This is a genomic window from Dokdonella ginsengisoli (assembly GCF_042652785.1).
Taxonomy (GTDB): domain Bacteria; phylum Pseudomonadota; class Gammaproteobacteria; order Xanthomonadales; family Rhodanobacteraceae; genus Dokdonella_A; species Dokdonella_A ginsengisoli.
This window is the reverse complement of record NZ_JBHSHD010000002.1, coordinates 296,361-308,370: the sequence shown is the minus strand read 5'-3', so window position 1 is coordinate 308,370 and position 12,010 is coordinate 296,361. Positions and strand designations below refer to the sequence as shown.

At 70.7% G+C, this 12,010-nt stretch carries 10 protein-coding genes; 7 read left to right on the top strand and 3 right to left on the bottom strand.

Annotated elements, in window-relative coordinates; all coding sequences use genetic code 11:
* Positions 1 to 105 precede the first annotated feature (105 nt).
* The 5 genes from ACFO6Q_RS01650 (at position 106) to ACFO6Q_RS01630 (ending at position 5,290) form a co-directional block, all read left to right on the top strand.
* Positions 106 to 1,113, top strand: a complete 1,008-nt coding sequence (locus tag ACFO6Q_RS01650; RefSeq protein ID WP_380018742.1) for a sulfate ABC transporter substrate-binding protein — start codon at positions 106 to 108, stop codon at positions 1,111 to 1,113.
* A gap of 33 nt (positions 1,114 to 1,146) precedes the next feature.
* Positions 1,147 to 1,986 carry a sulfate ABC transporter permease subunit CysT gene (cysT, locus tag ACFO6Q_RS01645; protein WP_380018741.1) on the top strand — a complete coding sequence of 280 codons (840 nt, stop codon included), beginning with the start codon at positions 1,147 to 1,149 and terminating at the stop codon, positions 1,984 to 1,986.
* Between the two features lie 7 nt (positions 1,987 to 1,993).
* On the top strand, positions 1,994 to 2,857 hold the full coding sequence (cysW, locus tag ACFO6Q_RS01640; protein WP_380018740.1) for a sulfate ABC transporter permease subunit CysW: 864 nt from the start codon (positions 1,994 to 1,996) through the stop codon (positions 2,855 to 2,857).
* Positions 2,854 to 3,882, top strand: coding sequence for a sulfate/molybdate ABC transporter ATP-binding protein (locus tag ACFO6Q_RS01635; RefSeq protein WP_380018739.1), 1,029 nt, complete (start codon positions 2,854 to 2,856; stop codon positions 3,880 to 3,882). Before cysW ends, ACFO6Q_RS01635 begins: the two co-directional genes overlap by 4 nt.
* Positions 3,883 to 3,961: 79 nt before the next feature.
* Positions 3,962 to 5,290 carry a M12 family metallo-peptidase gene (locus ACFO6Q_RS01630; protein ID WP_380018738.1) on the top strand — a complete coding sequence of 443 codons (1,329 nt, stop codon included), beginning with the start codon at positions 3,962 to 3,964 and terminating at the stop codon, positions 5,288 to 5,290.
* A 12-nt stretch (positions 5,291 to 5,302) separates the two neighbouring features.
* Here ACFO6Q_RS01630 and rocF read toward each other — a convergent pair whose 3' ends face one another.
* Positions 5,303 to 6,223, bottom strand: a complete 921-nt coding sequence (gene rocF / locus ACFO6Q_RS01625; protein ID WP_380018737.1) for an arginase — start codon at positions 6,221 to 6,223, stop codon at positions 5,303 to 5,305.
* Positions 6,224 to 6,457: 234 nt separating this feature from the next.
* Here rocF and ACFO6Q_RS01620 point away from each other — a divergent pair, with 234 nt between their 5' ends.
* Positions 6,458 to 9,640: a M36 family metallopeptidase gene (locus ACFO6Q_RS01620; protein WP_380018736.1), complete on the top strand. Its 3,183-nt coding sequence runs from the start codon at positions 6,458 to 6,460 to the stop codon at positions 9,638 to 9,640.
* Between the two features lie 54 nt (positions 9,641 to 9,694).
* On the opposite strand, the gene ACFO6Q_RS01615 is transcribed toward ACFO6Q_RS01620, so the two are convergent.
* Positions 9,695 to 10,456 (bottom strand): response regulator, encoded by a 762-nt coding sequence (locus tag ACFO6Q_RS01615; RefSeq protein ID WP_380018735.1) that lies wholly within the window; start codon positions 10,454 to 10,456, stop codon positions 9,695 to 9,697.
* Between the two features lie 186 nt (positions 10,457 to 10,642).
* On the opposite strand from ACFO6Q_RS01615, the gene ACFO6Q_RS01610 reads away from it, so the two are divergent.
* Positions 10,643 to 11,320: a DUF937 domain-containing protein gene (locus ACFO6Q_RS01610; protein ID WP_380018733.1), complete on the top strand. Its 678-nt coding sequence runs from the start codon at positions 10,643 to 10,645 to the stop codon at positions 11,318 to 11,320.
* Positions 11,321 to 11,365: 45 nt separating this feature from the next.
* Here the strand turns inward: ACFO6Q_RS01610 and ACFO6Q_RS01605 are convergent, their stop codons facing one another.
* Positions 11,366 to 11,992, bottom strand: a complete 627-nt coding sequence (locus ACFO6Q_RS01605) for a hypothetical protein (RefSeq protein WP_380018732.1) — start codon at positions 11,990 to 11,992, stop codon at positions 11,366 to 11,368.
* Positions 11,993 to 12,010: the final 18 nt, after the last annotated feature.

The following is a 12,010-nucleotide window of genomic DNA, read 5'->3' as shown; positions in this document are numbered from 1 at the left end:
CGAAGACGACGGCATGAGGTGATGCCCACGCGCCATGTTGCGGTAACACCGCGCTAACGAATTCGCTGCCAGACTGTCCGCATCGACTTTCCGAAGGGGATCGCCATGCGACGCACCATCGCCGCCGTTTTCGCGTCCGCGCTTTTCGCGCTCACTGCAATCGCGCACGCCGACACCACGCTGCTCAACGTGTCCTACGATCCGACGCGCGAGCTGTATCGCGAATTCAACGCCGCGTTCGCCGCGGAATGGAAGAAGCAGGGTGGCGACGAGCTGAAGATCAACCAGTCGCACGGCGGTTCGGGCAAGCAGAGCCGCAGCGTGATCGACGGCCTCGAGGCCGACGTCGTCACCCTCGCGCTCGCCTACGACATCGACGCCCTGCACGAGCACGGCGACCTGGTGCCGGCCGACTGGCAGAAGCGCCTGCCCGACAACAGCGCGCCGTACACCTCCACCGTCGTGTTCCTGGTGCGCAAGGGCAACCCGAAGGGCATCAAGGACTGGGATGACCTGGTCAAGCCCGGCACCAGCGTGATCACGCCCAATCCCAAGACCAGCGGCGGCGCGCGCTGGAACTACCTCGCCGCCTGGGGCTACGCGGCGAAGAAGTACGGCGGCGACGCGGCCGCGCAGGAATTCGTCACCAAGCTGCTGAAGAACGTGCCGGTGCTCGATACCGGCGCGCGCGGCTCGACCACCACCTTCGTCGAGCGCGGCCAGGGCGACGTGCTGCTGGCCTGGGAGAACGAGGCCCTGCTCGCGCTGGCCGAAGGCGGCGGCAAGGACCAGTTCGAGATCGTCGTGCCGTCGATCAGCATCCTGGCCGAGCCGCCGGTGACGGTGGTCGACAAGGTCGTCGACAAGCGCGGTACGCGCAAGGTCGCCGAGGCGTATCTGAAGTACCTGTACTCGCCGCAGGGCCAGGAGATCGCGGCGAAGAACCACTACCGCCCGCGCGACGCGGCGGTGGCGGCGAAGTACGCGGACACCTTCCCGAAGGTGCCGCTGTTCACGATTGACGAAGTCTTCGGCGGCTGGCAAAAGGCACAGAAGACCCACTTCGCCGACGGCGGCACGTTCGACAAGGTCTACGTGCCGGAGGGAAGGTAAGAAGGGTCCGCTCACCACGAGAACGGAGCCCCCATGCGTCCACGCTGGCGCCGCCATGCGCTGCCCGGCTTCGGTCTGACCTTCGGAGTCTGCGCCAGCTACCTGTTCCTGATCGTGCTGATTCCGCTGGCGGCGCTGGCGCTGAAATCGGCCACGCTCGGGCCGGCGCAGTTCTGGGATGCGGTCGCCTCGCCGCGCGCGCTGGCCTCCTACCGGGTCACGTTCGGCTGCGCGGCGCTGGCCGGGCTGGTCAATCTCGTGCTCGGACCGCTGCTGGCCTTCGTGCTCGTGCGCTACCGCTTTCCCGGCCGCAAGCTGATCGACGCCCTGGTCGACCTGCCGTTCGCCCTGCCGACGGCGGTCGCCGGCATCACGCTGACCAAGCTGTACGCGCCGAACGAACCGCTCGGCGGCTGGCTCGCCAGCCTCGGCTGGAAGGTCGCCTACACGCCGAGCGGCATCACGGTGGCGCTGATCTTCGTCAGCCTGCCGTTCCTCGTGCGCAGCGTGCAGCCGGTGCTGGAGCAGCTCGAGCCGGACGTCGAGGAGGCCGCCGCCACGCTCGGTGCCGGCCGCCTGACCACGCTGTGGCGCGTCGTGCTGCCGGCGCTGTGGCCGGCGATCCTGGCCGGCTTCGCGCTCGCCTTCGCGCGTGCGATCGGTGAATACGGCTCGGTCATCTTCATCGCCGGCAACATGCCGATGGTGTCGGAGATCTCGCCGCTGCTGATCACCGGCAAGCTCGACCAGCACGACTACGCCGGCGCGACCGCGATCGCGGTGGTGCTGCTGGTCACCTCGTTCGTCGCGCTGATCGCGATCAACCTGCTGCAGCTGTGGACCGTGCGGCGACGCTCGGCCGACACGCGGTGAGCCGGCGATGAGCCTTCACGCGCCACGCAAACCGTCCACCGCGCTGCGCGATCCGCGCTGGCTGCGCTGGAGCCTGCTGGCGATCGCGCTGGCCTTCGTCGCGCTGTTCCTGGTGCTGCCGCTGCTGGCGGTGTTCGGCTACGCGTTCGAGAAGGGTTTCGAGGTCTGGCGCGCGGCGATCACCGACGAGGAGGCGCGCGCGGCGATCCGCCTGACCCTGCTCGTCGCGGCGATCTCGGTGCCGCTGAACACGCTGTTCGGCGTCGCCGCGGCCTGGCTGGTCACGCGCTACTCGTTCCGCGGCAAGGGGCTGCTGGTCAGCCTGATCGACCTGCCGTTCGCCGTCTCGCCGGTGATCGCCGGCCTGATCTACGTGCTGCTGTTCGGCAAGCAGGGCTGGCTCGGGCCGTGGCTGGCCGACCACGACGTCAAGATCATCTTCGCCGTGCCCGGCATCGTGCTGGCGACCACCTTCGTCACCTTCCCGTTCGTCGCGCGCGAGCTGATCCCGCTGATGCAGGCGCAGGGCGGCGACGAGGAACGCGCCGCGATCACGCTGGGCGCGTCGGGCTGGTCGATGTTCTGGCGCGTGACGTTGCCGAAGATCGGCTGGGGCCTGCTCTACGGCGTGATCCTCTGCAACGCGCGCGCGATCGGCGAGTTCGGCGCGGTTTCCGTCGTCTCCGGACACATTCGAGGCCTGACCAACACGATGCCGCTGCACGTCGAAGTGCTCTACAACGAATACCAGCGCACCGCCGCGTTCGCGGTCGCCTCGCTGCTCGCGCTGTTCGCCCTGCTCACCCTGGTGCTGAAACAGATCATCGGCTGGCGCATGCGGCGCGCGCTGCCGGAGGAGCGTGGCGCATGAGCATCGACGTCGCCGACATCCACTACGCCTACGGCAGCGCGCCGGCCCTGCGCGGCATCGACCTGAGCATCCAATCCGGCGAGCTGCTGGCCCTGCTCGGACCGTCCGGCTGCGGCAAGACCACCCTGCTGCGCATCGTCGCCGGGCTGGAGTTCCCCGATCGCGGCCGCGTCGCCTTCAACGGCCGCGACGTGACCGACGTCAGCGCGCGCAAGCGCCACGTCGGCTTCGTGTTCCAGCACTACGCGCTGTTCAATCACCTGAGCGTGTTCGAGAACGTCGCCTTCGGCCTGCGCGTGCGGCGCTGGCGCCTGCGCCCCAAGCGCGACGAGCTGCAGCGCAAGGTGCGCGACCTGCTCGACCTGGTCCAGCTCGGCGACTACGCGCACCGCCTGCCGGCGCAGCTGTCCGGCGGCCAGCGCCAGCGCGTGGCGCTGGCGCGCGCGCTGGCGGTGGAGCCGGAGATCCTGCTGCTCGACGAGCCGTTCGGTGCGCTCGACGCGCGCGTGCGCGGCGACCTGCGCCGCTGGCTGCGCGGCCTGCACGACCGCATCCACGTGACCAGCGTGTTCGTCACGCACGACCAGGAGGAAGCCTTCGAGCTGGCCGACCGCATCGCGGTGATGAACCGGGGCCGCATCGAGCAGCTGGCCGATCCGCAGACGCTGTACACGCAGCCGGCCAGTCCGTTCGTCTGCCGCTTCCTCGGCGAGGTCAACGAACTGCCCGCCGCGCTGCACGCGCGCTGGAGCGGGCACGCCGACGCCGACGTGACCGCTTTCGTGCGGCCGCACGACCTGGACTTCAGCGCGGCGCAAGGCACCGGCGTGCGCATCGAGTCGGTGCGCGATCTGGGGCCCACCGTGCGCATCGAGGCGCGCCATCCGGCGCTCGCCGCGCCGCTGGTGGCGATCCACGAGCGCGGCCGCTTCGACGGCAGCGGCCTGGTCGCCGGCCAGTCGGTGGCGATCCAGGCGCGGCGCTGGGTGCTGTTCCGCGGCGAGGAGCCGGTGCGTCATACTTGATGCCCTCTTCACGTCGCGTCGACGGATGCGGGCGCCACGATCTGCAACCGTGACGGCCCGTCTTCCGCGGAGGCCTCCCATGCGCAGACTCCTCGCTTCCGTCCTGGCCTGCATTCTTCCCGGCGTCGCGCTGGCCGCTCAGGCTGCCGACGACACCCTGACCCTGGCCGCCGCGCCGTCCGCGCGCCTGGCCACGCTTCCCACCGGCGCCGGACTCGTCCTCGAGGGCGTGCCGGACGGCCACGGCGGCCGTGCCGACCTGCGCTTCGAACGCATCGAGCCGTACGCGCCCGGCGCGCGCGTGATCCGCGTCGACGCCGCCGGCGAGCACGAGCTGCCGCGCAGCCGGCGCGTGCACTGGATCGGCCGGGACGCCGCCGGCACCGTCCGCGGCAGCCTGTCGTTCGACCCCGGCTTCGGCCGCGTGACCGGCGGCGGCTACGCGCCGGCCGGCGCGTTCGTCTGGACCGGCGAGCGCGACGGCGAGCGGCTGCGCCTGCACGCCCGGCCGCTGGCCGCGGTGCTGCCGCCCGGCGTGGTGCCGGAGGTCGTGCCGGGCGAGGACGGCCTCGACAGCGGCCGCCCGTTTCCCGACGCGCTGGGCCTCGCGCTGGCCGGGCAGGTTCCCGCCGGCAGCCCGCGCGCGGCGGTGGTCGCGATCGACACCGACAACGAGTTCCTGTCGCGGCGATTCGCCAACAGCACGTCCGCGGCCAGCGACTGGATCGGCGACCTGTTCGCGACGATGAACGCGATGTACGTCAGCGACCTCAACCTCAGCCTGCAGCAGGGCACCACCTACCTGCGCACCGCGACCGATCCGTACACGGTCACCGCCACGCCGGCCGGCAGCAGCAATCTCAACGAGTTCGGCGGCTACTGGCAGGCCAATTACGCCAGCGTGCCGCGCAGCTTCGCCGCGCTGCTGTCGGGCAAGTCCTCCAGCGGCAATTCGGCGTCCGGCATCGCCTGGATCAACGCCTATTGCGAAACGCAGTCGCAGGGCGGCAGCTACAGCGTCAACCAGGTGTTCACCAACGCGCAGGTGCCGGTCGTGTATTCCGCGCGCATCGTCGCGCACGAGCTCGGCCACAACTTCGGCGCGTATCACACGCATTGCACCAACGCGAGCAGCGGCGCCGCGCCGACCGCCAGCAACACGATCGACCGCTGCTACAGCGGCGAAGGCGGCTGCTACTCCGGCGCGACCAGCTGTCCGGCCTCCGGGCCGGGAGCCCCGGCGGGCACGGTCATGAGCTACTGCAGTCTGATCGGCTGCGGCAACGGCCAGAACGTGCTGCAGTTCCATCCGGCCCAGGTCACCACGCTGTCGGCGCTGATCGCGCAGCACACGCCGTCGTGCATCGCCGTGTCCGCCGACGAGGTCTTCTCCGACGGATTCGACTGACCGGGCTGCCGGTCAGTCGCGCATCAGCGTCGACTTGCCGAACAGGCTTTCCACCAGATCCACCGCCAGCAGCGCGGTCTGGTTGCGCACGTCGAGTGCCGGATTGAGTTCGACGATGTCGAGCGAGCCGATGCGCCCGGTGTCGGCGATCATCTCCATGCACAGCTGCGCTTCGCGGTAGTTCGGCCCGCCGGGGATCGTCGTGCCCACGCCCGGAGCGATGGTCGGATCGAGGAAGTCGACGTCGAAGCTCACGTGCAGGTGCGTGTTCGCGTCGATGCCGTCGAGCGCCTCGGCCATCGCGCGCATCATGCCGATCTCGTCGATGTAGCGCATGTCGTAGATGTCCAGGCCGGCCTCGCGCACCAGGCGCTTCTCGCCGGGGTCGACCGAGCGGATGCCGATCTGGCGGATCGCGTCGGTGGCCAGCATCGGCGCGGCGCCGGCCAGCTCGGTCAGTTCGCGCGGACCGTAGCCGCACAGGCAGGCCACCGGCATGCCGTGTACGTTGCCGGACGGCGTGATGGTGGAGGTGTTGAAGTCCGCGTGCGCGTCGAGCCAGAGCACGCGCAGGGTCTTGCCGCGCTCGCGGCAGTGCCGCGCGACCGCGCCGATCGAGCCGATCGCCAGGCAATGGTCGCCGCCGAGCAGGATCGGCAGGCGTCCGCCGTCGAGTTCGGCGCCGACCGCCTGCGCCACGGCGCGGTTCCAGGCGACCACTTCGGACAGGTGTCGATAACCCTGTTCCGGCGGCTGCCACGGATTGGCCGGGCCGCCGAGATTGCCGCGGTCGATCACGTCGAGGCCGCGGCTGCGCAGCGCGTCGGCGAGGCCGGCGACGCGCAGGGCCTCCGGGCCCATTGCGGCGCCGCGATGGCCGGCGCCGATGTCGGTCGGCGCGCCGATCAGGGAAATCGGGGGAAAGGTGTGCATGGCGATGGACAGGCGCGCCGGGCGCTCGGTTCCTCGAATGCTCCGGCCTGCGCGGGTTCCCGGTGAAAGAGTGGCGCGAATGATCGGCGAATTCGCCCGGCGCGTCACGCTCCCCGGCCGGTACGGCGCGGCCTGCGTTGCGGCACTGCGGCGGGAATGGTCCGCGCCGCGATATTACGATTCGATACGTACGACGATCCTACTTATTTCTTTGGCACGGACTGGGGAAGACACATGAAGATCGAAGTGACGGGCGCGTCGCGGCGCGCCATCGGACTGGCCATCGCGCTGGCTCTGGGCAGCGGATCGGCCGGCGCGACGGAGCGGCAGGCTGTCGCCACGTTCGTGCCGCCGCATCTGGAGGCGCAGTCGGGCTGGCTCGCCGACGACGCCGGCGACGAGGCCGTCGCGGATATCGGCGGGGAAGCGAAATCCGCACCGCGTGCCGACCGCGCCTCGATCGTCGAGACGGCGCGGCGCGCGCTCGGCGAGAACGGCCGCGCGGCCGCGAAATCGCTCGCCCGCGATGCCGGCGAGGCGACCGTGCGCGTGCACGCCACCGCCCAGGGCGCCTACATCGCGCAGTTCCCGCAGTCGGTCGACGGCGTCGAGGTCTACGGCGCGCGCGTCAACGTGCTGATGGACCGCAACCTCACGGTTCGCGCGATCACCGGCGGCAGTGCGTCCGACGCCGCGGTGTCCAAGGCGAGTCGCGCCGCGTTCCTGCGCGACGAGGCCAGCGCCGTGAAATCGGCTGCCGGCGCCGTCGACGGCCTGCTCGCGGCGAGCGTGCTGCGCGAAGTGATCCGGGACAAGGCGCCCTACCGCTACTTCGAGCTGGAGCGCTCGCCGACCTTCGTGCCGAGCCGCGCGGTCCGCATCAAGCCGGTCTGGTATCCGCTGCAAGGCGGCCTCGAGGCCGCGTACTACGCCGAGGTCCACGGCCGCCAGCCCGGCGTCGAACGGCCGCTCGCACGCGCCGTGATCGTCGCCGCCGCCGACGGCCGCGTGCTCTCCAGCATCGATCTGATCCGCGATCACCAACCGTTCGCGTACCGCGTGTTCGCCACGCCGCAGGGCCTGCCCTACAGCGATCCGTACGGATTCACCACGCCGCATCCGACCGGTATCGCCGACGGCTGGCGTCCGACCACGCTGGCGCCGATGAACCTGGTCAGCCTGCGCCACGCCGGCATCAGCACCGGCGATCCGTGGCTGCCCGACGGTGCCACCGAGACGGTCGGCAACAACATCGACTCCTACTTCGACGCCGACCAGGTCGACGCCGACGGCTACTGCACCGGCGAAGGCACCTACGGCGACGGCTACCGGCCCGCCGAAGGCGACCTGCGCGCGCCGCTGACCGGCCCGCGCACGTTCGACTACGCCTTCGACGCGAACGACACGCTCAACGACTTCACGCAATGTCCGCCGCCCGACTACCTCGGGCAGCCGATCCCGTCGGGTTCGGCGCAGCTCAACGCCAAGACGGTGCAGCTGTTCTACGCCGGCAACTGGCTGCACGACTATTTCTACGACCTGGGCTTCGACGAGGAAGCGGGCAACCTGCAGCAGGACAACTACGGCCGCGGCGGCGTCGACGGCGACCCGCTGTGGATGCTGTCCGGCGGCGCGCATCCGTACACGGCGCTGGCCGCGGAAGGCGATTCGGAGCTGATCTCGATGGGCATCTCGAGCTACAGCTTGAGCCGCCGCGACGCCTCGGCGTTCGACTTCGGCATCCTCGGGCACGAATGGACGCACGCGATGATGTTCCGGCTGGCGCCGCCGCCGACCGTCTGGGGCGGCCAATGGGGCGCGCTCGGCGAGGGCAGCGGCGATTTCATCGCGCAGATGCTCGCCCTGCGCGCGCAGGACCGCAACGCCTACCCGGGCCGGCCGCCGTTCTACGGCGCCTATCCGGCGGCAGGCACCTATTCCAATCTCGATTACGACGTCGCCTACGATCCGCTGCCGCCGGCCGGTTCGCCGGGCAATCCGGACAACAGCTACTACCACGGCGTGCGCCGCTATCCGTTCTCGCCGGACCTGTCCGTCAATCCGCTGACGTTCAAGCACATCGGCGTCGACCAGCCGGTGCCGCCGTCGCCACCGGCCTACGACTGGCTCAGCCGCTCGCTGGCCAACGCCGAGGTGCACACCGCCGGCGAGGTCTGGTCGGCGGCGATGTGGGAATGCGCACGCAACATCCTCGTCGCCAAGCCGGCCGCGCGCTTCGAACAGACGCGCCGGCGCTTCCTCGGCGACGTCGTCGCCGGCTTCAAGCTGTTCCCGGCCGATCCGACCTACACCGAAGCGCGCGACGCGATGCTGTACGCGATCCGCGCCGACAACGAGGCGGACTACCGCCGCTGCCGCGCCGGCTTCGCCAAGCGCGGCATGGGCGCGGGCGCGATCGCGCCGGACCGTTTTTCGGTCGGCCTGAGCGGCGTGGTCGAGAGCTTCGACGACCGCGAGCGTGCGCTCGGCATTCTCGGCAGCCGGCTGGTGGAGGTGTCCGGTGGCGACGGCGACGAGGCGCTCGATCACGGCGAATCCGGGCGCCTGGAGGTCACCGTGCGCAACACCGGCTTCTCGCCGTTGCGGCGCGTCGGCCTGCGCGCTTCGGCGGCGCGCGGGGACTTCCAATTCCCCGATGGCCGGCAGAGCGAGGAGATCGAGCTGGCCCCCGGCGCGACCGCGACGCTGAGCCTGGAGGTGCGGGTGGCCAGCACGCAGGGCGACGCCGTGCTTCCGCTCGGCATCGTCGTGCGCGACCGCCAGCACGCCGCGGCGCGCGCCAGCGCCGAGAAGACGTTCCGTGTCAACTACGATCGGGTACGCGATGCCACGACCGACGACCTAGGCGCCGGCGAGACCTTCGCCGCCGACTGGACGTCCGGCTTCGGCGACACCTATTTCCCCGGCTACTGCTACCAGGCCTGCGACCTGACGTGGCAGCGTTCCAGGCATCTGGGCGAACCGGCCTACGTGATCCGCGACGACAGCCATCTCGCGTTCGATGCCGCGCTGCAGGCGCGCGAGTTCCTGGTTTCCGGCACCGATCCGCTGCGCATCACGCTGCGCCACGACTACCTGTTCGACCGTGCCCCGGGCGACGTGATGAGCGAGCCCGGCATGGGCTATCTGCAGGTCGGCGTCGACGGCGGCGACTGGCAGGACGTCGGGGTATACCTCGTTTCCGGTCCGGCCCAATTCGAGGGCCGTTCGGACGGCTGGCGCAGCGACACGCTCGATTTCGGCAGCGCCTTCGCCGGGCGCCGCGTGAAGTTCCGCTGGATCGGGCTCGCTTCCAGGAGCTGGAGCGCGTCGCCGGCGTTCTGGGCGATCGCGCGCGTGCAGATCGACGGCGCCGCCGAGCCGATGTTCAGCCGCGTCGTGCCCGAGCCGAACTGAGCGGCCGCGACATCGAGGAAGGCAGCCGCGGTCGCCGTGCGCGACCGCGGTGGTTCAGGCGAACGTCGTGCCGGAGCGGTCCGGCCGCGCCACGCACTCGCGGATCAGCGCGAGCAGCCGGTCGGGGCCCTCGGCCTTGCCCAGCGCCGCGTCGCAGCCGGCGTCCAGCGCGGAGCGCAGTATCTGTTCGTCGCGTTCGATGCTGAAGCACAGCAGCGCGACGTGCGCGAACTGCGATTCGCGGCGCAGCATCGTGGCGACTTCGGCGGCGGTCTCGCCGCGCAGCCAGAAATCCAGCACGACCGCGTGGCAGGGCCACAGGGTCAGGACCTGCCACAGCGCGTCGGCGCCGCGTTCGATGCGCACGACGCAACCGCGCTCCTCCAGCTGGGCGCTGATCAGCACGGCCTGTCCCGGATCGTCCTCGATCAGCAGCACGCGCAGGTTCGGATCGGACGCCACGTTGCGCGCATCGTCGCGGATGGCGACGTCGAGGTCGTCGAGCAGCGTCTGCACCGGCGCGGCAAGACGCTCGATCAGCTCGCCCGGCACACCGCGCAGCGGCGGGGCGAGCGTCTCCCAGCCGTGCAGCACGACGTCGGCGGCGCGCGCGCTCTCGCCGATGCGCTCGTAGCCGTAGGCCAGCGCGGAACCGGCCAGGCGATGGATCTGCAACTGCAGGTCGCGACGCAGGCCGTCGTCGTCCGGCGTGGCCGAGAGCTCGCGCCAGGCCACCGCGAGCGCCTGCTGCTTGCGTCGCAGCGAAGCGGCGTAGCGGGCGCGCAGGTCGTCGAATCGTTGGCTGGAGTCGATCATCGGATTTCGTCGGGAGGCGATCGTCGCACAAGGGCGGCGTCGTGACAGCGGGCCGGCCAAGCATCGCACCTGCGCGCACCGGCCGACGTGCGGTTCACGATCTTTTACGCCCGTACGTGCCGGCGTCATGCTTCCATGGCATCGTGCATCGGCGCGCGTTCGCGCCCCCACTTCGCGGAGACTTCCATGAGCAATCTGACCAACCAGGTCCTCGAGCGCCTCGACCCGTCGAGCATCCAGGCCATCGCGGCGCAGCTGGGCGTCGATCCGGCCCAGGCGCAGGCGGCGATCCAGCAGGCCGTGCCGCTGGTCGTCGGCGGCCTGGCGCGCAACGCGGCGACCGACGAGGGCGCCAGCGCGGTGCACAGCGCGGCGACGGCGCATTCGGGCATGGACATCGGCTCGATCCTCGGCAGCGTGCTCGGCGGCGCCGGCGGTTCCGGTGCCGGTTCGATCCTCGGCGACATGCTCGGCGGCGGCGGTGGTGCGGCGAGCGGCGGCACTGCGCTGCCGGGCGGTCTGGACGCCGGTTCGATCCTCGGCAGCATCTTCGGCGGCCGCCAGGACCAGGCGACCCAGGGCCTGGGCCAGGCCAGCGGCATCGGCACGCAGAACGCCGGCCAGCTGCTGGCGATCCTGGCGCCGATCGTCATGAGCGTGCTCGGCAGCATGAGCCAGCGCCAGGGCCTCAACCCCGGCGGCCTCGGCGGCGCGCTGGCGCAGGAGAACCAGCGCATCAACCAGAGCGGCAACGGCGGCCTGCTCGGTGCGGTGCTCGACCAGGACGGCGACGGCCAGCTCGGCCTCGGCGACCTGCTCAAGGTCGGCGCCGAGATGCTCGGCGGCACGCGCGGCCGGGCCTGATCCGGTTGCGCGCCTCCATCGGCGCGGGCGGCGACCTCGTTGAAGCTACCGGCCGGCCGTAGCCGGCCGGTAGGGTTTGACGAGGATGCGTATCCTGCCGACGTCGGAGAAGGTGGAGACGGTGTTTCGCTCGCCGCCGCCTGTGTAGGTGCCCATGACGGCACCGGTCGACCAGACGAAGGTGTAGCTCTCTCCGGAGATCGTGCGGTTCTGCTTGCCGAGCCACGCATCGTCCGGCATCAGCAGCAGAAATGCCGGCGGCTGCCCCGCCGCGTTCAGGAAGACGCTCAAGGAATAGTCCGTCTGTCGTTTGGTGAATCGCTCGAACGGATGCCGCGCGATCGTCCGAGCATCGACATCCAGCACGTCGGCAGTCGGTGCGAATGTCACCGACCGCTGCGCGATCGACGTGATCTGCACTTCCAGCGGCAAGGTCAGGCCGGCCAGGTCGAATTTGAGGGCCGGACGCGGATCGCCGCGCCCGTCGCGCAAGCACGACACCGATCCGTCGACGGCGATCTCGAGGGGTTCTTCCGGCGAGGTCCGCAATGTCGTCGAGGGCAGCTCCGCCGGCGTGGTGGCGCACCCGCCAGCCGCGCTGAATCGAGTGGGTCCGTCGCCACGGGGTTGCGCGCAAGCCGAGACCAGGCCGGCGACGACGACCGCGAGCACGGCGGATCGTGCACGCGT